Origin of the sequence: Ruegeria atlantica (genome assembly GCF_013032455.1) — a bacterium.
Classification (GTDB): domain Bacteria; phylum Pseudomonadota; class Alphaproteobacteria; order Rhodobacterales; family Rhodobacteraceae; genus Ruegeria; species Ruegeria atlantica_B.
On record NZ_WQCF01000008.1, the window covers coordinates 103,694 to 121,691 of the forward strand.

Annotated in this window: 21 protein-coding genes; 9 read left to right on the forward strand and 12 right to left on the reverse strand. The window is 58.3% G+C overall.

What is annotated here, in order from left to right; all coding sequences use genetic code 11:
• Positions 1-207: 207 nt before the first annotated feature.
• From phbB to GOW93_RS14715, 9 genes are all read right to left on the reverse strand, one after another.
• Positions 208-930 (reverse strand): acetoacetyl-CoA reductase, encoded by a 723-nt coding sequence (gene phbB / locus GOW93_RS14675; RefSeq protein ID WP_170385726.1) that lies wholly within the window; start codon positions 928-930, stop codon positions 208-210.
• 185 nt (positions 931-1,115) lie between these two features.
• Positions 1,116-2,291 (reverse strand): acetyl-CoA C-acetyltransferase, encoded by a 1,176-nt coding sequence (locus GOW93_RS14680; RefSeq protein WP_170385728.1) that lies wholly within the window; start codon positions 2,289-2,291, stop codon positions 1,116-1,118.
• 182 nt (positions 2,292-2,473) lie between these two features.
• Complete coding sequence (locus GOW93_RS14685; protein ID WP_170385731.1) at positions 2,474-3,307, reverse strand: EAL domain-containing protein; 834 nt, start codon at positions 3,305-3,307, stop codon at positions 2,474-2,476.
• A gap of 91 nt (positions 3,308-3,398) precedes the next feature.
• Positions 3,399-3,587 (reverse strand): hypothetical protein, encoded by a 189-nt coding sequence (locus tag GOW93_RS14690; RefSeq protein WP_170385733.1) that lies wholly within the window; start codon positions 3,585-3,587, stop codon positions 3,399-3,401.
• A gap of 91 nt (positions 3,588-3,678) precedes the next feature.
• Positions 3,679-4,650: a sterol desaturase family protein gene (locus tag GOW93_RS14695; RefSeq protein WP_170385736.1), complete on the reverse strand. Its 972-nt coding sequence runs from the start codon at positions 4,648-4,650 to the stop codon at positions 3,679-3,681.
• The gene (locus tag GOW93_RS14700; protein ID WP_170385739.1) at positions 4,647-5,033 is read right to left on the reverse strand and encodes a hypothetical protein; all 387 of its coding nucleotides are present in this window, start codon (positions 5,031-5,033) and stop codon (positions 4,647-4,649) included. The genes GOW93_RS14695 and GOW93_RS14700 overlap by 4 nt, the downstream gene beginning before the upstream one ends.
• A 60-nt stretch (positions 5,034-5,093) precedes the next feature.
• The gene (locus GOW93_RS14705; protein WP_170385742.1) at positions 5,094-5,423 is read right to left on the reverse strand and encodes a hypothetical protein; all 330 of its coding nucleotides are present in this window, start codon (positions 5,421-5,423) and stop codon (positions 5,094-5,096) included.
• Between the two features lie 88 nt (positions 5,424-5,511).
• Positions 5,512-5,874: a hypothetical protein gene (locus GOW93_RS14710; protein WP_170385745.1), complete on the reverse strand. Its 363-nt coding sequence runs from the start codon at positions 5,872-5,874 to the stop codon at positions 5,512-5,514.
• 65 nt (positions 5,875-5,939) lie between these two features.
• The gene (locus GOW93_RS14715; RefSeq protein WP_170385748.1) at positions 5,940-6,506 is read right to left on the reverse strand and encodes a TlpA disulfide reductase family protein; all 567 of its coding nucleotides are present in this window, start codon (positions 6,504-6,506) and stop codon (positions 5,940-5,942) included.
• 21 nt (positions 6,507-6,527) lie between these two features.
• On the opposite strand from GOW93_RS14715, the gene argH reads away from it, so the two are divergent.
• The 5 genes from argH (at position 6,528) to GOW93_RS14740 (ending at position 12,250) form a co-directional block, all read left to right on the forward strand.
• Positions 6,528-7,916, forward strand: coding sequence for an argininosuccinate lyase (argH, locus tag GOW93_RS14720; protein ID WP_170385751.1), 1,389 nt, complete (start codon positions 6,528-6,530; stop codon positions 7,914-7,916).
• 8 nt (positions 7,917-7,924) lie between these two features.
• Positions 7,925-8,098, forward strand: coding sequence for an argininosuccinate lyase (locus GOW93_RS14725; RefSeq protein WP_438826195.1), 174 nt, complete (start codon positions 7,925-7,927; stop codon positions 8,096-8,098).
• Positions 8,099-8,186: 88 nt separating this feature from the next.
• Entirely contained in the window at positions 8,187-8,336 is a 150-nt protein-coding gene (locus GOW93_RS14730) for a hypothetical protein (RefSeq protein WP_170385757.1), read from the forward strand.
• Between the two features lie 65 nt (positions 8,337-8,401).
• The gene (gene lysA / locus GOW93_RS14735) at positions 8,402-9,667 is read left to right on the forward strand and encodes a diaminopimelate decarboxylase (RefSeq protein ID WP_170385760.1); all 1,266 of its coding nucleotides are present in this window, start codon (positions 8,402-8,404) and stop codon (positions 9,665-9,667) included.
• Between the two features lie 36 nt (positions 9,668-9,703).
• Positions 9,704-12,250 (forward strand): TIGR02302 family protein, encoded by a 2,547-nt coding sequence (locus GOW93_RS14740; protein ID WP_368039680.1) that lies wholly within the window; start codon positions 9,704-9,706, stop codon positions 12,248-12,250.
• Positions 12,251-12,267: 17 nt separating this feature from the next.
• Here the strand turns inward: GOW93_RS14740 and GOW93_RS14745 are convergent, their stop codons facing one another.
• Complete coding sequence (locus GOW93_RS14745; protein WP_170385763.1) at positions 12,268-13,029, reverse strand: zinc-ribbon domain-containing protein; 762 nt, start codon at positions 13,027-13,029, stop codon at positions 12,268-12,270.
• 183 nt (positions 13,030-13,212) lie between these two features.
• Here GOW93_RS14745 and GOW93_RS14750 point away from each other — a divergent pair, with 183 nt between their 5' ends.
• From GOW93_RS14750 to GOW93_RS14765, 4 genes are read left to right on the forward strand one after another with little or no spacing between them, the layout of a single operon-like run.
• Positions 13,213-13,890: a cell division ATP-binding protein FtsE gene (locus tag GOW93_RS14750; RefSeq protein WP_170385766.1), complete on the forward strand. Its 678-nt coding sequence runs from the start codon at positions 13,213-13,215 to the stop codon at positions 13,888-13,890.
• The gene (locus tag GOW93_RS14755) at positions 13,887-14,786 is read left to right on the forward strand and encodes a cell division protein FtsX (protein ID WP_170385768.1); all 900 of its coding nucleotides are present in this window, start codon (positions 13,887-13,889) and stop codon (positions 14,784-14,786) included. The genes GOW93_RS14750 and GOW93_RS14755 overlap by 4 nt, the downstream gene beginning before the upstream one ends.
• On the forward strand, positions 14,786-15,526 hold the full coding sequence (locus GOW93_RS14760) for a lysophospholipid acyltransferase family protein (protein ID WP_170386160.1): 741 nt from the start codon (positions 14,786-14,788) through the stop codon (positions 15,524-15,526). The genes GOW93_RS14755 and GOW93_RS14760 overlap by 1 nt, the downstream gene beginning before the upstream one ends.
• The gene (locus tag GOW93_RS14765) at positions 15,513-16,118 is read left to right on the forward strand and encodes a pyridoxamine 5'-phosphate oxidase family protein (RefSeq protein ID WP_170385771.1); all 606 of its coding nucleotides are present in this window, start codon (positions 15,513-15,515) and stop codon (positions 16,116-16,118) included. The genes GOW93_RS14760 and GOW93_RS14765 overlap by 14 nt, the downstream gene beginning before the upstream one ends.
• A gap of 147 nt (positions 16,119-16,265) precedes the next feature.
• On the opposite strand, the gene lpdA is transcribed toward GOW93_RS14765, so the two are convergent.
• Positions 16,266-17,654: a dihydrolipoyl dehydrogenase gene (gene lpdA / locus GOW93_RS14770; protein ID WP_170385774.1), complete on the reverse strand. Its 1,389-nt coding sequence runs from the start codon at positions 17,652-17,654 to the stop codon at positions 16,266-16,268.
• A gap of 73 nt (positions 17,655-17,727) precedes the next feature.
• Positions 17,728-17,997, reverse strand: a complete 270-nt coding sequence (locus tag GOW93_RS14775) for a hypothetical protein (RefSeq protein ID WP_170385777.1) — start codon at positions 17,995-17,997, stop codon at positions 17,728-17,730.
• Position 17,998 lies beyond the last annotated feature (1 nt).

Below are 17,998 nucleotides of genomic sequence, written 5' to 3' on the forward strand. Positions count from 1 at the left end.
ATGTGAAAGGAGTGTTGCCATGATCGAGGCGACGACAAATCCGGCGGCCGCCCGCGCCTTTCAGCGGGCGCATGCAGAGCGTAGCAAGGCGATCGCACAGGCCTTCCACTGGTTATTTGGTTCCCGCTGAACGCAGCGCGCGCGTTCTTACGGGATAAAATAGGGCCGGTCCAAAAGGACCGGCCCGTATTCATTCCGATTATCGGATCAGACGAAGAACTGTGCGCCGTTGGCCGAAATTGTCGAACCGTTGATGAACTGAGAATCATCAGACGCCAGGAACGCGACGCAGCGCGCGATTTCTTCTGGCTCACCCAGGCGGCCAGCCGGAATCTGGCTGATGATCGAGTCACGGACCTTCTCAGGAACAGCCATCACCATCTCGGTCGCGATATAGCCGGGGCAGATCGCGTTAGCAGTGATGCCCGCGCGCGCGCCTTCCTGCGCCAGGGATTTTACGATGCCCAGGTCTCCAGCTTTGGTCGCGGCATAGTTCACCTGCGCGAACTGACCCTTCTGACCGTTGATCGAGCTGATGACGATCACGCGGCCAAACTTGCGTTCGCGCATGCCAGCCCAGACAGGGTGCACGGTGTTGAAGACGCCGGTCAGGTTGGTGTCGATCACCTGATGCCACTGTTCCGGGGTCATCTTGTGGAACGGCGCATCGCGCGTGATTCCTGCGTTGGCGACCACAATGTCGATGGGGCCAACTTCGGCTTCGACTTTTTCGATGCCTGCTTTGGATTCGTCATAATCCGCCACGTTCCATTTGTAGGTGGCGATACCGGTTTCCTCGGTGAATTTTGCCGCCGCTTCATCGTTCCCAGCATAAGTGGCTGCAACGTTGTAACCTTCGGCCTTGAGCGCCTTGGAAATTGATGCGCCGATGCCGCGGGAGCCGCCGGTGACGAGTGCTGTACGTGCCATTGAGGAGTCCTCCAATTAAATCTGCTTGGTAATTCTGTTACTCTGAGAGAGATTGCTGCGCAATATCGTTTCGTCGTCGTATTTGTCTTTCTGATCGGCGATATTGTCGCATCTAATGGGTGATGCCCGTGTGTAACAAAAAAGGGCGCCCAACGGACGCCCTTTATGTTTAGCAGGCAAAGCGCTTAGTCGCGCTCCACGCACAGGGCAACACCCATGCCGCCACCGATGCAGAGAGTCGCCAGACCCTTCTTCGCGTCGCGGCGTTTCATTTCGAACAGCAGCGTGTTCAGGACGCGGCAGCCGGAGGCGCCGATCGGGTGGCCAATGGCAATCGCGCCGCCGTTCACGTTCACGATCGAAGGGTCCCAACCCATGTCTTTGTTCACAGCGCAGGCCTGTGCGGCAAAAGCTTCGTTGGCTTCGACCAAATCCAGATCGTCAACCGACCAACCTGCCTTTTCCAGTGCCTTGCGCGACGCGTAGATCGGGCCAACACCCATGATCGAAGGGTCCAAACCAGCGGTCGCGTAAGATGCGATGCGGGCCAGAGGCTCGATCCCGCGCTTTTCAGCGTTCTCAGCCGACATCAGAAGGGTCGCTGCTGCACCGTCGTTCAGGCCCGAGGCGTTTGCCGCAGTGACCGAGCCGTCTTTGGTGAAGGCAGGGCGCAGTTTGGCCATGGCTTCCATGGTCGCGCCGTGGCGGATGTATTCATCCTTGTCCATCACGATGTCGCCCTTGCGGGTCTTGATAGTGAACGGCACGATTTCGTCGGCGAATTTGCCAGCTTTTTGGGCTGCTTCGGCCTTGTTCTGCGATGCGACCGCGAATTCGTCCTGCGTATCACGGCTGATTTGCCACTTCTCGGCGACATTCTCAGCGGTTTGGCCCATGTGGTAGCCGTTGAACGCATCCCACAGACCGTCGCGGATCATCGTGTCGATGTACTTCATGTCACCCATTTTGTGACCGGCACGCAGGGCGGCGGCGTGGGGCGACAGGGTCATGTTCTCTTGGCCACCAGCGGCAACAATCTCGGCATCGCCCAGCCGGATGTGCTGGGCACCCAGAGCGACAGCGCGCAGACCCGAACCGCAAACCTGGTTGATGCCCCATGCGGCGCTTTCTTGCGGCAGACCGGCATTGATATGTGCCTGACGTGCCGGGTTTTGACCCTGAGCAGCTGTCAGGACCTGACCCATGATGGTTTCGCTGACCTCGCCTTTTTCGACACCGGCGCGTTCCACGACGGCCTCAAGAACGGCGGCACCCAGATCATGTGCGGGTGTGTTTGCAAACGAGCCGCCAAAACTGCCGACACCGGTGCGTGCTGCGGATGCGATTACTACGTTGGTCATTTAGACAATCCTTTACCATCAAGGTCCTGTAAGAGCGGTAGCGGCGCAGATCACAGAGGCAAGACCCTGTGAACGAAAGCACCTCCTGATCCTCCGCTCCAGCTGCTCATGGCATAGCGTAATGCTGCAATTGCAGCAACGGTCAGCTTGTCTCAGGAGGAGAGGCGGCGGAAATTTTACGCCTAACTACCAGTTTTTTTGGTGTTTTCTCTCGTCCAGGGGGCCGAGACTGTGGGAGCGCCGAACAGAAACCCCTGCAAACAGTCCACACCATTGGCCACAAGAAATTCTGCATCTTCCTTGGTTTCGACCGATTCGGCGGTCACGAGAATTTCAAACTCGCGTGCCACGGCGATCAGTGCCCGGACCAGCGCTTGATTGTCGGGGTTGGTGTTGATGCCGCACACGAACTGGCCATCGATCTTGGCGGCGTCGAACAAAAACTCGCGAAAATGGCGGAAACTGAAATTGCTGGCGCCGAAATCGTCCAGTGCAAAAGCGACACCGCGCGGTTGCAGCCGGTCCATAAAGTCGACCACAAGTTCGGGCACCGTCATGGCCGAGCTTTCCGAAATCTCAAGGATCAGGCGTTCGCCTAGACCGGCGTCTTTCTTAAGAAACCGCTCCAGCACTCGTGAATACCGCGCATATCCGATCGAACGGGCGGACATGTTGATGGATAGCCGGATGTCCGGATTTCTGACCAGCGTCCTAAGCCCCATCTCAAGCGCGACACAGTCCAGATCGCGGCCAATAGGTGTATTTTCCAGCTGGGGCATGAAATCGCGCGCGGGTATTACCCGCCCGGTTTCGTCCAGAACCCGAATGAACCCTTCGTAGAACGCCACGCCAAACGGCGGTTGGGCCTGCATGACGGGCTGAAAGGCCAATTTGCATTGCTTGTGCTTCACAGCTTCGGTCGCCATCTCAACTGTGGAGCTATCTCGGGATGCGACAGCCGCGTCCAGCGGGCTATCGGCACCCTCGGGCACGTCCGCCTGTTTTACGTCCCGCATGTCCTGATCCATCCCTTCACGTCGCCTGTCAGGGACTGATTTCAGGGCAAATTGATGAATCCGTGGTTAAGAGGTGCGAAAAAGACGCGGTTTAGCGCGAAGTTTCCCAGATACGGCCCAATGTAGCGGCACCGCCGATAACTGCGCCCGTAAATCCCAGCGCCAGCATGATGAAACCCAATACTACGATTGCCGATGATCCTCCGGCCAACACCGTTAGCATTGCCAGAACGAGACCCAACAGACCAAGCGTGGTTGATGCTGTCGTCAAGCGAGTCATGTCGGCCTCCGGTTACTCGAAATGGATCACATCCGTTGCATATGGAATGCGAAATTCCGCATTCAAGGTAGCCGAGGCCAGATCGGTGGATTTAAGCCTGTTTTGCTTGCGTTTTGGGTGTTTCGGCCTCGAAATGTTCAAAACCTGGCGTCCCGCGATCTTCAGGGTGTCGGGCCAGATGGCGCGTTTTGATCTGTTCCGAGTTTTCACGGCTGCCGTCATGACTGTAGCCCGGCGGGGCAAAGCAATAAGCCAGGCGCTCGCGCAGGTTCAGCCCCGGTTGCGTTGCGTCACGCCAAATGCCGACCCATTCGTGGAACGCCACGCGTAGCGGGTTGAACGTGCCGATATTGTGGACCAGCCCATAATCGACACGGTCATTTTTCTGCTCAGGAACGAAGGTGCCGAACATCTTGTCCCAGATGATGAAAACGCCCGCATAGTTGCAATCCAGATAGCGCGCGTTGCGGCCGTGGTGGGCGCGGTGGTGGCTGGGCGTGTTCATCACCGCCTCGAACCAGCGGGGCATTTTGCCGATGGCCTCGGTGTGTATCCAGAACTGGTAGATCAGGTTCAACCCGCCCACGAATAACACCATGGCCGGGTGAAACCCCAGCAATATCAAGGGTGCGCGTACGACCATCATAAAGGTGAATGTATAGGTCCAGGTCTGCCGCAACGCGGTGGTCAGGTTGTAGTGCTGAGAACTGTGGTGATTCACATGGCTGGCCCAAACCCAGCGGATGCGATGCCCGAACCGGTGCACCCAGTAGTAACGCAGGTCATCCAGCACAAAGCACAGGACAATCACCGGGATCGAGGTGCCAAGGTTCAGCGGAGTGATCTGCCACAGCCACATAAAGAACCCATAGGCGATAAACCCAAGCAACAAGCCTGAGGCGATGTTTCCTGCACCCATCACCAAAGAGGTCACTGCATCCCGCGTCTCGTACCGCCCGCCTTTGCTTTTGAAAGCGATCCACAGGAACTCGGCCAGAATGGCGGCGATGAAGAAGGGCACGGCCCATTGCACGGCATCGGGAAAGTTCACTTGGTCGGTCATGCAGGGTCCATCAGGTGTTGCCAATGGGGGCGTTCAAAATCATCGAGGCGAACAAGGACTTTGGGCGTGCCGAAATCGTGGAACTGAACCTTGAACCCCTCTGGGTGGTCGATCCAATCGAAATCCAGCAGATGACGCGCCACCGTATCGGCGCCAAAGGACCACAATAGTCCGTTGCCGGTCTCGGCCCGGATCAGGGCGGACCGTTTGTCATGTGAGATTGTTATGTCGATGATGACGTCATCCGGTGCGTGGCGCAGCCATTCCGAGCGCGCAGATTGGGGGGTCAGTTCACGTACGCGCGACCGCCCTGACAGATGCAGCAGCACGGTGATGCCGATGATGCCTCCGACCACCAGAACCAGAAGTATTTCAAGCGGCATTCTTTCCTCCCGCTCGGCAGAGTGCAGAGCGGTCATGACGCTGTCAAAGGTAGCGTCGCGTCAGCTTGCTTCGAGCGTGTCCAAGATTTGGTGCTGCACCACACGTTCGACAAAGGGCACCAGCCCGTCAGGGCCTGATGCCCTGTCTTTGAGGTGAATGCAGATGTCCGGCCTGCGTGCCGCGATTATGCCCACCATCTCTCCGCGTATCTTGTCATCCAGGCCCGCGCCTATGATGGCGCAGACGATCCGAGGTTCGGCATCCAGTTGCCGCCGGACCTCATCCTGATCATGCGCGCCCAGCCATTGGATTGGCATGTGATCCAAGCGCCGCGCCACGTCGCCGATGACATTCGGCAAGCGACCGATCAACAGAACCACTGGTTTCATTGTCGCCTCCTTTCACTGGTAACCAACAGAAAAACCGGTCCAAAGGGACCGGTTTCATTCTAGCACAAAAAAATGCAGTGTTTTCTGCCTAGTTGGAAATGGTCATAGGCACGGCCTCACCTTTTCCTTTATCGCGCGTGAAGGTTACTTGATTGCCGTCGATTGTAACTTTCTGGCAATCCTCGGGAAGTTGGTTGGTTCCAACAAAAACATTTCGGCAAAAATACCTTTTGTTCCAGACCCAAGCACCTTTGATTTTACCTTTCTTGGCGGTTTCCCCCTGAATCGTGCCGTCTGCCTCGACGACAAGCCAAGACCCGCCGCTTACCAACTTTTTGCCAACGATTGTGTCCATGAATTGCTGCTGCTTCTTGATGTCTTTCGCATCTGCTGTCGTCGCCGCAATGCACAGAATACTGACCGCTGCGGCCAGTGTAGCAAATGATTTCATAACTATTCTCCCAACGATTAAAGCTGAGAGAATAGCATGATTCGTGAATTTCTTATGTGTTGTACTTAGCTTTCAGCACCGACCAGTGTCGCGATAATCGCCTTGGCGCTGTCTGAATTCCATTCCGCATCGCCAATCAGCCGCGCGATCTCTTGACCTTGCGGGTTCAGGATGACGGTGATTGGCAACGCCACGACGCCGAATTCACGCGCGGCGGCTGATTTGGGGTCCTGATGGCGTGGTAGGTTGGTGATGCCGTTTTCTTCGAAGAACTTCTTGATCCCGGCCGGTGAGTTGCGCCCGGTGGCAAGGGTCAGAACCTGAAACTTGTCACCGCCGAATTCTTCCTGCAGCTCGGCGATCTGAGGCATTTCTTTGCGGCAGGGCGCGCACCAGGTCGCCCAGAAATTCACCAGAACATATTTCCCGGCATAGTCCTCAAGCGTGCCAATGCCGCCATCATCTTCCAACTGGAACTCGATTTCCTTGGCGGGTTTCGGTTCAGAATGCAGAATCAAGCGCTTCAGGGTGCCGTCCCGCAATGGACCCAGAGTTTCCGCATCCGTGGCCAAAGCCGCATTTGCACCCAGCGCAAGGGCCATATAAAGGGGGATCAAACGAAATAGGCGCATATCAACTCCGGGTTTTCCAACATGACCGATCAATCCTCGAACCAGATGTGGGGCGGCCGCTTTGCCGCCGGTCCAGACGCGATCATGGAGGCGATCAATGCCTCGATCGGGTTCGATCAGCGGATGGCAGCCCAGGACATCGCAGGCTCGCGCGCCCATGCCGCCATGCTCGCGGCCACAGGCGTTATAACTGATAGTGACGCCGAAGCCATTCGGGAAGGGCTGCTCACCGTTTTGTCAGAAATTCAGAACGGAGAATTTCAGTTCTCGACCGCGCTTGAAGACATTCACATGAATGTGGAGGCGCGCCTGAAAGAGGTCATTGGTGAGCCCGCAGGCCGTTTGCACACTGGCCGGTCGCGCAATGACCAAGTGGCGACCGATTTCAAACTGTGGGTGCGTGATCAGTTGGATGCGGCGGAAACCGGCCTGCTCGCTTTGATCCGCGCGCTTTTGGCGCAGGCCGAGGCCGGGGCTGATTGGGTCATGCCAGGCTTTACCCATCTGCAAACCGCACAGCCGGTGACGTGGGGCCACCACATGATGGCTTATGTCGAGATGTTTGGCCGTGACCTGAGCCGTGTTCGTGACGCCCGCGCCCGGATGAACGAATCCCCCTTGGGTGCTGCCGCGCTGGCCGGAACATCGTTCCCCATCGACCGCCAAATGACGGCCGAAGCGTTGGGCTTTGACCACCCTGCAGCAAACTCTTTGGATGCCGTTAGCGACCGCGATTTCGCGCTTGAATTCCTGTCGACCGCCTCGATCTGTGCCGTGCACCTGTCGCGCTTTGCCGAGGAACTGGTGATCTGGTCCTCGGCCCAGTTCCGGTTCGTCACGCTTTCGGATCGCTTCTCGACCGGCTCGTCGATCATGCCGCAGAAAAAGAACCCCGATGCAGCGGAACTGATCCGCGCCAAAGTGGGTCGAATTTACGGTGCTAACACTGCGCTGATGATGGTGATGAAGGGCCTTCCGCTGGCTTATTCCAAGGACATGCAGGAAGACAAAGAACAAGTCTTTGATGCCGCAGACAACTGGATGCTGGCGCTGGCCGCGATGGAAGGAATGGTAAAAGACATGACCGCCAACCGCGAAAGCCTTGCCGCGGCGGCGGGTTCGGGCTTCTCAACCGCAACTGATCTGGCCGATTGGCTGGTGCGCGTGCTGGGCTTGCCCTTCCGCGATGCCCACCACGTCACTGGGTCGCTGGTGGCCATGGCGGAAGGCAAGGGTTGCGATCTGCCGGATCTGACACTGGAAGACATGGAATCCGTCCATGCTGATATCACAAATGATGTCTATTCTGTCCTTACCGTCGAAAATTCGGTAAACTCGCGCCAGTCCTATGGTGGTACGGCGCCGGATCAGGTGCGTGCCCAGATCAAGCGGTGGAAGGCGCTGGTGTGATGCGGATAATGCGTTTGGTGTTTCTGATTTCGGCCGGGTTTGTCCTGGCCGGATGCGGTGCGGATGGGGAGCCTGTCCAACCCTCGATGAGCGCCAACGTCGGAGTCGGCAGCAGCGGCACCTATGTCGGTGGTGGTGTCGGCCTGCGGCGTGGCGGCCTGGGCGTTTATCTTGGCATTTAAGCGTTGAGGCAATTGTATTTTCACGGCGCCTCACCCACTTGCTATGCATGACCGGCCCTGAGCCGAAATCACCGGAAAAGAAGTTAAAATGAAAACCATCGGCCTGATTCTGTGCCTCGCTATACTGGCAGCCTGCGAACCTTCCTCCAGCTCTCGCCCCGAACCTGCGCCTGAATCCAGCGGGTCCGGCATCTCGATCTCAGGCTATGGCCGGGTTGGTGTGTCGACGGTCAATTAAAGGAATGCCCCGTCAGGCGTAGAATCCATTGATCCGCGGGGGCATTTTGGTCTAAGCGCGCAGTTATGGATCACTTTCTCTATCGCGACGGCGCGCTTCACGCCGAGGATGTCCCTATCTCTGAAATCGCTGCAGCGGTTGGGACACCTTTTTATGTCTATTCGACGGCAACTTTGCTACGGCATTTCCAGCTGTTCGATGACGCGTTGGAGGGCACCGACCATCTTGTCTGTTACGCAATGAAGGCGGCCAGCAATCAGGCGATCCTGAAGACGTTGGCGCAGGCGGGTGCCGGGATGGACGTGGTCTCGGGCGGCGAGTATCTGCGCGCCAAGGCCGCAGGCGTTCCGGGCGACAAGATCGTATTCTCGGGCGTCGGCAAAACGGCCGATGAAATCCGCACCGCACTGACCGGCGGCATCCGCCAGTTCAACGTGGAATCCGAGCCCGAGATGGAAGTGATCAACGCCGTCGCACTGGAACTTGGCGTGGTCGCGCCAATCACCGTGCGGGTGAACCCGGATGTGGACGCCAAGACCCACGCCAAGATTGCCACTGGCAAGTCGGAAAACAAGTTCGGCATCCCGATCGCCCGCGCCTCAGAGGTCTATGCCCACGCCGCCACCCTGCCGGGGCTGGAGGTGATCGGCATCGACGTCCATATCGGTTCGCAACTGACTGAACTTGAGCCGTTCGAACTGGCCTATACCAAGGTCGCCGAACTGACCGAGCAATTGCGCGCCGAGGGTCACAATATCCGACGCCTTGATCTGGGGGGCGGTTTGGGCATTCCCTATACCCGCGCCAATGATGCGCCGCCGCTGCCGATGGAATATGGCGCGCTGATCAAGAAGACACTGGGCCATTTGAATTGTGAGATTGAGATCGAACCCGGCCGGTTGATCGCTGGTAATGCTGGGCTGATGATCAGCAAAGTGATTTATGTGAAATCCGGTGAAGGCCGTGATTTCCTGATTATTGATGGCGCTATGAATGACCTGATCCGCCCGGCCATGTATGAGGCGCATCATGACATTGTCTCGGTTCAGGAACCTGAGGCGGGTGTGGAACAACAACCCTATGACATCGTCGGCCCGGTCTGTGAGACCGGCGATACGTTTGCCAAGCAGCGCAATATGCCGCCTTTGCGGGCGGGCGATCTGGTCGCTTTCCGCAGTGCGGGGGCTTATGGCGCTGTGATGGCCAGTGAATATAACACCCGACCGCTGATTCCCGAGGTTCTGGTGCATGGGGATCAATTTGCAGTCATTCGTGAACGTCCAAGCTTTGACGAAATCATAAACCGCGATACCATACCCGAGTGGCTCTGACGCGATGACCGTCCGGGCCTGTTTAGGAGGCCCGCCTTGACCGCAAGACCGAATCTGCCGATCCCGAGACTGTCCCTGTGGCTGACATATGCAGGGATGCTGGCCGAGCGAGAATTGCGCGCATTCTGGCCGTTCTTTTCGATTTCCATGGCGATTCTGGCTGCTTTGATGTTGGGATTGCAGGATCACGTCCGGGTTGAAGTGGTCTGGGCTGTGGGTGCTGTGGCGGGTCTTGGCCTGCTGGTCGCATTGATTTGGGGCATCCGGCGGTTCCATTTTCCCAGCCGGGCCGAGGCGCTGGTGCGGCTGGACGAATCTTTGCCGGGACGCCCGATTCAGGCGTTGTTGGACGAACAGGTTATTGGCGCTATGGACGCGGATTCGGTGGCGCTGTGGCATGCGCACCAGACCCGAATGGCGCAGCGAGCGGCGCAAGCGGAACCGGTCAAACCTGATCTGAGGTTGGCGGATCGCGATCCGTATGCCCTGCGCTATTCAGCATTGTTGGCGCTGGTGATTGCCGTGCTGTTCGGTTCCGTCTGGCGCATTGGCTCGGTGACCGAGATGGCTCCGGGCGCTGCTGTTGCCGGGCAGGGGCCAAGTTGGGAGGGCTGGGTAGAACCGCCGCGCTATACCGGGTTGCCCACGCTGTATCTGGCGGATCAGTCTGATCCGATGCTGTCGGTGCCGCAAGGCAGTCGCGTGACCTTGCGGTTCTATGGCGAGGTTGGTGCCCATAGCCTGACCGAGACGACATCGCCTCTGGGCGCTGAGGACAGGACTGAGCCGGAACAGGAATTTGTCGCCGAACGTTCGGGGACGTTGACGATTGACGGACCGTCTGGGCGCGACTGGGCGCTGCAGGTCATTGCGGACACCGCTCCGCAGGTTGCCGTGACTGAAGACGCCGAGTCCGAGGCAGGTGGGCAAATGAAGCTGCCTTTCGCGGCCACTGACGATTATGGTGTTGTGTCCGGGTCTGCCCTGGTCGAACTGGATTTGCCCGCGGTTGACCGTCGCTATGGTCTAATAACCGACCCCGAACCGCGCGATGTGATCGAGGTCGAGTTGCCGATGCCGATCATTGGTGATCGGGCCGATTTCACCGAAGACCTGATCGAGGATTTCTCGGAGCACCCCTGGGCGCACCTGCCTGTGAAAATTACTTTGATGGTGCGAGATGCCGCTGATCAGGAAAGCCAATCCGATCCCTACATGACTCAGCTACCTGCCCGCCGGTTCTTTGATCCGTTGGCGGCTGCAGTGATCGAACAGCGACGCGACTTGCTTTGGGCGAGAGATAACGCGTCGCGGGTGGCGCAGATTTTGAGGGCGGTCTCGCACTTGCCCGAAGATGTTTTCCGCTCAGACACCGCGTATCTGCGCTTGCGTGTGACCCTGCGGCGGCTGGAGACGTTCAACGATTATGGGCTGACATCAGAGCAGCAGGAAGAAATCGCGCAGGCGCTGTGGGATTTGGCGGTTTTGATCGAAGAAGGCACCTTGGCAGACGCTTTGGAACGCATGCGTCGGGCGCAGGAACGTCTGACCGAGGCGATGAAGAACGGTGCCACCGATGAGGAAATCGCCGAGTTGATGCAAGAGCTGCGTGAAGCGACGCAGGATTACATGCGCCAACTTCAGCGTTTGGCGCAGGAAAATGGTGAGTTCGACGAAAATCAGCAGGGGCAAAACGGCGAAACCCTGCAGATGACGCAGGATGATTTGCAGCGGATGATGGACCGCATTCAAGAACTGATGGAACAGGGCCGTATGGCCGAGGCGCAGCAGGCGCTGGAAGAGTTCCAGCAGATGATGGAAAACATGCGCATCACCCAAGGACAGGGTCAAGGTCAGCAATCCGAGGGTCAGCAGGCAATGGAAGGATTGGCTGAAACCCTACGCGAACAGCAGGGTCTGAGCGACCAGGCGTTCCGCGATCTGCAAGAACAGTTCAATCCCGGCGCGCAGGCCGGTGAAAGCCAAGGCAATGAAGGCCGCAATGGCGGATTGGGTCGAGGCCAGAGCCACGAAGGTCAAGGCGGACAGGGGCAGGGCTCGGATCAGACAGATGGCGGTGGCCACCCGGGCCAGGACTCGCTGGCCGATCGTCAACAGGCGTTACGGGATGAGCTGGGGCGCCAGCAACAGAACCTGCCGGGTGCTGGCACGCCCGAGGGTGACGCGGCGCGGGATGCGTTGGGCCGAGCAGGCCGTGCGATGGATGAGGCCGAAGATGCGTTGCGCAGCGATGATCTGGCCGAAGCCATCGACCGCCAGTCTGAAGCGATGGAAGCCCTGCGCGAAGGTATGCGGTCACTGGGTGAGGCTTTGGCCCAGAACCAGCAAAACCAGCCGGGCCAGGGTTCGCAACAAGGCGATATGCAGGCAACAAACCGCGATCCGCTGGGTCGTAGCCCAGGCGCGAACGGATCAATCTCGACCGATGACAACCTGCTTCAGGGTGAGGATGTCTATCGGCGTGCACGCGAATTGCTGGACGAAATCCGCCGCCGCACCGGCGAGACGGACCGCCCCCAGATTGAACTGGAATACCTTAAACGTCTGCTGGAGCGGTTCTAGTCGCATCCGAGGCCGGATTAATTTTGTGCCGCGCCCGAGGTCTGCGTTTCAAGCCAGATTCGCGCCTGATCAACCAACGAGACATAAGTAGACAGGATAGGTTCGGCTTGTGGGACCGCGTCGCTGATTCTTTGCGCGTTTCCGTAAACCAGTAGCAATATGACGCCCACAATCAGGATCAACGCAAAACCACGCATGAACCCGCCACCGGATTTGCGCGGCGCGCGCTCCTCGACTTTGGGTTTCGTGGCAGCTTTATCGCTGCGTAGGCTTGAATTGATCGCCTCAACATCAGGCAAGGCGCCCCTTTGTCGTATTTTCGCTGGGCGCTGCGAGGGCGGCACGTATTCGACCGAGCGTTCGGGTTCGGGCTCGGGGGCGAGCGGGGCGTCCAGTGCCAGATCGGGTTGGATTTCAAGGCTGCCGCCTTCTTTCGCGCGCAGGTCCGCCTCGCGGGCGGCTTCTTCCTTGAGAATGTTGGCAACCGCCGGATCGATACTTCTGCTGGTCGGTTGTGGTTCGGGTTCCGGGGCGGGCTCGGCCGTCATTTCCGGGGTTGGTTCTTCTTTTACCGGTTCAGGCTCAGGCTCAAGGGAAGGTTCAGGGGCCGCGGGTTCTTCAGCAACTGGGGCAGGTTCTTTTTCAACCGGCTGATCCGCATGCTTGACCTGAAACCAGGTTTTCTCGCAATTCGAACACTGAACGTCACGGCCCTCTTCTGGGATGACCTCATCAGGCACCTCATACTGGGCGCTGCAATTCGGACATGTAAGACGCATGCTGCCTCCTGGTCGGGGCTTTTGCCCGATATTAGTTTTTTCAGGGATGATATTCCGTTAAGACCTGACCGCAAAGGGTGTTTTCGGTTTCGTAGCACAAATGTCACCAATTCGACCCGGTGCAGGCATTGAAACAACAACCGCGCTCGGGCAAGAAGGGCGGCAACTAAAACGGGGGCCCTTGTGATCGAGCTGGAAAATGTCAGCTACACCTATGGCGGTGGAGAGTTATTGAGCGATGTTTCCCTGCAGTTGCAGTCGGGATCGTTTCATTTTCTGACCGGACCGTCGGGCGCTGGAAAGACCACATTGCTCAAACTGTGTTATGGTGCGCTGCTGCCTACATCAGGGCGGCTCAGCGCATTCGGCGAGAATGTTGCAGGTCTGGACCGGGATCAGATGGCCTTGCTGCGCCGCCGGATCGGGGTCGTGCATCAGGATTGCCGCTTTTTGGATCATATGACTGTGGCCGAGAATGTATCCCTTCCGCTGATGGTTTCCGGACAGGCCGAGGCTGCAAAGCGGGAGGACCTGAGCGAGTTGCTATCCTGGGTGGGCCTGGGCTCTCGATTGGACGCACTTCCGCCGGAACTGTCAGGGGGCGAGCGTCAGCGCGCCGCAGTGGCCCGCGCGGTGATCCTGTCGCCCGATGTGGTGCTGGCGGATGAACCCACCGGCAATGTCGATTGGGAAATGTCGCAACGTCTTCTGCGGCTTCTGGTCGAACTGAATAGGATGGGTAAAACCGTTCTGATCGCCACCCACGACTTGAGCCTCATACGTGCCGCCAAAAGCCACGTGCAGGCGCGCGTATTGCGCATTTCGCAACGTCAGGTTCAACTGGCAGGGGCGGATTTATGAACAAAGAGATCATCCAGAACCTGTTGCAGCGGGACGCGCGTGCGGATCGCGTCGTGCCTCCCACTGGCTACACCGCGCATCTGACACTGTTCGTGTCAGGTGCAATGGCGTTTCTGGCGGTGTTTGTGTTGGCCTTGTCTCTGGCCTCGGGCCGGTTAGCAGATCGCTGGGCGACCGAATTGGCCGGGGCGGCCACGCTGCGCATCAACGCCCCCGCCGACCAATTGGCGGCCCAGACCGAGGCCGCGTTGACCGTTCTCAGCCAGACGCCCGGTGTCGCCTCGGCACGGGCGTTGACGACCGAGGAGCAGGCCGCGTTGCTGTTGCCTTGGTTCGGACCCGACCTGCCGCTGGACACGTTGCCGATTCCGCAACTTATCGAGATCATCGAGGGCGATCCGGGCTTGGATACCGCTGGTTTGCGTCTGCGGCTTGGGGCCGAGGTGCCTGGCGCCGTGCTGGACGACCACACCCGTTGGCGCGAACCGCTGGTGGATGCTGCAATGTCGCTGCGGCGGCTGGGGTGGGTCTCGATCCTGTTGATCGGAGGAGCCACTGCAGCGATGGTCACGCTGGCCGCCAATGCCTCGCTGGCCGCCAATGCCCAGATCATCGAAGTGCTGCGTCTGGTCGGTGCCCGAGACAGCTTTATCGCCCGGGCATTTGTCCGCCGCTTCACCTATCGGGCTTTCTTTGGGGCTGTTGTCGGGGTGTTGCTGGGTATGACCGGGGTTCTCCTGCTGCCCGAAGCCTCGGATGAGGGCGGGTTTTTGACTGGTCTTGGGTTGCGGGGTGTGGGCTGGCTGTTACCAGCTCTGATCCCCTTACTGGGCGCAGCAGTCGCCTTTCTGGCGACGTGGACCGCCGCGAGCCGTAAATTGAAGGAACTTTCATGATGGCAACAGCGTTTCAATGGGTTCGCTCTTTGATCTTCATGATCACGATTTACGCTTGGATGCTGATCCTCGGCATCGTCTTTGCCCCCTATGCATTGTTCACCAAGCGCGGGGCGTTGCAGGCTTGCAAGACTTATGCCCGGTCTACCATGTGGTTGGCCCGCTGGATGGTCGGTATCCGCACCGAGGTGCGTGGAACAGTACCGGTGGACGAAGTGGTAATCGGCGCCAAGCATCAGTCCTTCCTCGACATCATCATCATTTTTGATGCCATTCCCCACGGCAAGTTCATCATGAAGAAAGAGCTTTTGTGGACCCCGATCATCGGCATGTATGCGCGCCGCCTAGGCTGTATCCCGGTCGATCGCGGCAAAAAGGGTGCTGCCGTGGCCAAGATGGTCAAGGATGTGGCCAAAGAATTCACGGAACCCGGCCAATTGGTCATCTACCCCCAGGGTACACGTGTCGCACCAGGGGTGCAGAAACCCTATAAGGTTGGAACAGCTGTATTGTACGAAGGTCTGGGCTTTCCCTGTGTTCCGGTCGCTACGAACGCTGGGGTATTTTGGCCGCGTACGGGCGTCATGCGTAAGCCGGGATTGGCGATTGTCGATTTCCTCGACCCGATTGAACCGGGCGTTGCCCGCAATGAGTTCCTTGGTCGATTGGAAAGTGTGATCGAAACACGGTCTGACGCTTTGATGAAAGAAGTGGGGTTTGTTCGGGATGGAGTTCATTGAGGATATCGAAACGCTCGAAAGGCTTTACGGCACCCCCGGCGCGCCCGCGCTGAGGAAAGTGGCCAAAAGCCTGACGCCGCTTTACCGTAAATGGATCATGGCCTCGCGGCTGTGCATTCTCAGTACAGTTGGCCCCGAGGGCGTTGACGGCAGTCCACGAGGCGATGATGGCCCAGTGGTTCTTGAGCTTACTCCCAACAAGCTGGCCCTTCCGGACTGGCGTGGCAACAACCGCTTGGATTCCTTGCGCAATATCGTGCAAGATTCCCGTGTTGCACTGATGTTTCTGGTACCCGGATCAAATAACGTGGTGCGTGTGAACGGCACGGCGCGTCTGACTTCGGATGCCACCCTGCGCGCGCGGTTCGAGAAAAACGGCAAACAGCCAGCCACCGTCGCTATCATCGAAATTGCTGAAATCTACACGCAATGTGCCCGGGCCATGATGCGAGCCCGGACATGGACAGCCAGAGACGAAAGCGCCGATCTTCCCAGCATGGGACAAATTCTGGCTGAAGTAAGCCACGGAGAAGAAGGTGGCGAGCGCTATGATGCCGAATGGGGCGCACGCGCTGAAAAAACGATGTGGTAAAAGGGGAGCTGCCCCCGCCGCGACGTTCCACGGCTCGGCCGGGAAATTTGGGGCCAGATGAACAAGGGATCTGATTCTTCATCTGGCTAAAAATATCCCGGAGCGCGAGGCAGAGCCTCGCAAACTCCAGTTTGTTTCAGTGCTGACTTACGAATGGATCGGACCGTCGCCACAGGCCAACGCAGCTTCCCGCACGGCTTCCGAATATGTCGGGTGCGCGTGGCAGGTCAGGGCGAGATCCTCGGCTGAGGCGCCGAATTCCATTGCAACGCAGACCTCGTGTATAAGATCGCCGGCTGCGGGGCCAATGATGTGGGCGCCCAGAATACGATCGGTATCTTTGTCGGCCAGGATTTTCACGAACCCGTCCGAGGCAAAATTCGCCTTGGCGCGGCCATTGCCCATGAACATAAACTTGCCGACCTTGTAGGCGCGCCCTTGCTCTTTTAGCGTTGCTTCGGTCTCGCCTACATTGGCGACTTCGGGCCATGTGTAAATGACACCCGGAATGACGCCATAATTGACGTGGCCATGCTTGCCCGCAACCTGTTCGGCGGCGGCCATGCCTTCGTCTTCGGCCTTGTGCGCCAGCATCGGGCCTTCGGTGACGTCGCCAATGGCGTAGATACCCGGTACGTTGGTCTGCCAGTCGGCACCCACCTTTATCTGGCCGCGTTGGGTTATTTCCACGCCCAGTGCTTCCAGCCCCAGGCCATCCGAGTATGGCTTGCGCCCAGTGGCGACCAGCACGGTGTCGGCATCGATCACATGCTCGCTGTCATCCTTGAGCAGCTTGTAGGTGACCTTGGCCTTGGTCTTGGTCGCCTCGGTTTTCTGAACCGCTGCGCCCATCACAAATTTCAGGCCCTGTTTCTTGAGGATACGCTGGAAGGTCTTCTGGACCTCTGGGTCCATGCCTGGCGTGATTTCCTTGAGGAACTCAATAACCGTCACGTCGGCCCCCAGACGGCTATAGACCGAGCCCAGTTCCAGACCGATAACGCCTGCGCCGATGACGACCATCTTTTTCGGGATCTTGCCAAGCGACAACGCGCCGGTCGAGGTCACGACGACCTTTTCATCGACTTCGACACCCGGCAAAGAAGATGGCTCAGAGCCGGACGCAATGATGATGTTCTTGGTCTCGTGTACTTCGTCACCCACCTTGACCTTGCCAGCAGCAGGGATCGAACCCCAGCCCTTCAGCCAGTCGATCTTGTTCTTCTTGAACAGGAACTCGATGCCCTTGGTGTTGCCTTCGATCACTTCGTCCTTATAGGCCTGCATCTGTTTCCAGTCGACCGAAGGGCTTTTGCCTTTCAGGCCCATTTTGGCAAAGTTATGCTCGGCCTCGTGCAGTTGATGGCTGGCATGCAGCAGTGCCTTGGACGGGATGCAGCCCACGTTCAGGCAGGTGCCGCCCAGCGTTTCACGCCCTTCGACCACGGCTGTTTTCAGGCCCAGCTGGGCGCAGCGGATGGCACAGACATAGCCGCCAGGGCCAGCGCCGATTACGATGACATCATAATTTGCCATTATACTCTCCTAAGTCGACCGGATTGACCGGTGGCTGCATGACCCAATGTGAAAGGGTCATGCCGTGCTTAATTTAAACCGGTTCCAAAAGCTTGATCGTGATATGGGCGATACCGCCCCGTTCGTGGTGCATCGCCAGCTCTTCCGAGCCGAAAAAGGCCCGAGCCTTGTCCAGATTTGTAACCTCGAACATGGCGATGGCGTGGTCGCGCTGATCCGGGTCACGCCAGACGTGCAAGTCGCGGATACCCGCCGCTTTGCGCATAGGTTCGTCCTCGCGGAATACATTCAGCCAGGCATCGAAATCGGCCACATCGGCCTGCCACAATACATGAGTTGCCATA

What these genes read in the sequence shown, in the direction of transcription:
- phbB (WP_170385726.1), bottom strand. Translation starts at nt 930, where the DNA reads ATGGCACGTACAGCACTCGTCACCGGCGGCTCCCGCGGCATCGGCGCA.
- GOW93_RS14680 (WP_170385728.1), bottom strand. Translation starts at nt 2,291, where the DNA reads ATGACCAACGTAGTAATCGCATCCGCAGCACGCACCGGTGTCGGCAGT.
- GOW93_RS14685 (WP_170385731.1), bottom strand. Translation starts at nt 3,307, where the DNA reads ATGCGGGACGTAAAACAGGCGGACGTGCCCGAGGGTGCCGATAGCCCG.
- GOW93_RS14690 (WP_170385733.1), bottom strand. Translation starts at nt 3,587, where the DNA reads ATGACTCGCTTGACGACAGCATCAACCACGCTTGGTCTGTTGGGTCTC.
- GOW93_RS14695 (WP_170385736.1), bottom strand. Translation starts at nt 4,650, where the DNA reads ATGACCGACCAAGTGAACTTTCCCGATGCCGTGCAATGGGCCGTGCCC.
- GOW93_RS14700 (WP_170385739.1), bottom strand. Translation starts at nt 5,033, where the DNA reads ATGCCGCTTGAAATACTTCTGGTTCTGGTGGTCGGAGGCATCATCGGC.
- GOW93_RS14705 (WP_170385742.1), bottom strand. Translation starts at nt 5,423, where the DNA reads ATGAAACCAGTGGTTCTGTTGATCGGTCGCTTGCCGAATGTCATCGGC.
- GOW93_RS14710 (WP_170385745.1), bottom strand. Translation starts at nt 5,874, where the DNA reads ATGAAATCATTTGCTACACTGGCCGCAGCGGTCAGTATTCTGTGCATT.
- GOW93_RS14715 (WP_170385748.1), bottom strand. Translation starts at nt 6,506, where the DNA reads ATGCGCCTATTTCGTTTGATCCCCCTTTATATGGCCCTTGCGCTGGGT.
- argH (WP_170385751.1), top strand. Translation starts at nt 6,528, where the DNA reads ATGACCGATCAATCCTCGAACCAGATGTGGGGCGGCCGCTTTGCCGCC.
- GOW93_RS14725 (WP_438826195.1), top strand. Translation starts at nt 7,925, where the DNA reads ATGCGTTTGGTGTTTCTGATTTCGGCCGGGTTTGTCCTGGCCGGATGC.
- GOW93_RS14730 (WP_170385757.1), top strand. Translation starts at nt 8,187, where the DNA reads ATGAAAACCATCGGCCTGATTCTGTGCCTCGCTATACTGGCAGCCTGC.
- lysA (WP_170385760.1), top strand. Translation starts at nt 8,402, where the DNA reads ATGGATCACTTTCTCTATCGCGACGGCGCGCTTCACGCCGAGGATGTC.
- GOW93_RS14745 (WP_170385763.1), bottom strand. Translation starts at nt 13,029, where the DNA reads ATGCGTCTTACATGTCCGAATTGCAGCGCCCAGTATGAGGTGCCTGAT.
- GOW93_RS14755 (WP_170385768.1), top strand. Translation starts at nt 13,887, where the DNA reads ATGAACAAAGAGATCATCCAGAACCTGTTGCAGCGGGACGCGCGTGCG.
- GOW93_RS14760 (WP_170386160.1), top strand. Translation starts at nt 14,786, where the DNA reads ATGGCAACAGCGTTTCAATGGGTTCGCTCTTTGATCTTCATGATCACG.
- GOW93_RS14765 (WP_170385771.1), top strand. Translation starts at nt 15,513, where the DNA reads ATGGAGTTCATTGAGGATATCGAAACGCTCGAAAGGCTTTACGGCACC.
- lpdA (WP_170385774.1), bottom strand. Translation starts at nt 17,654, where the DNA reads ATGGCAAATTATGATGTCATCGTAATCGGCGCTGGCCCTGGCGGCTAT.
- GOW93_RS14775 (WP_170385777.1), bottom strand. Translation starts at nt 17,997, where the DNA reads ATGGCAACTCATGTATTGTGGCAGGCCGATGTGGCCGATTTCGATGCC.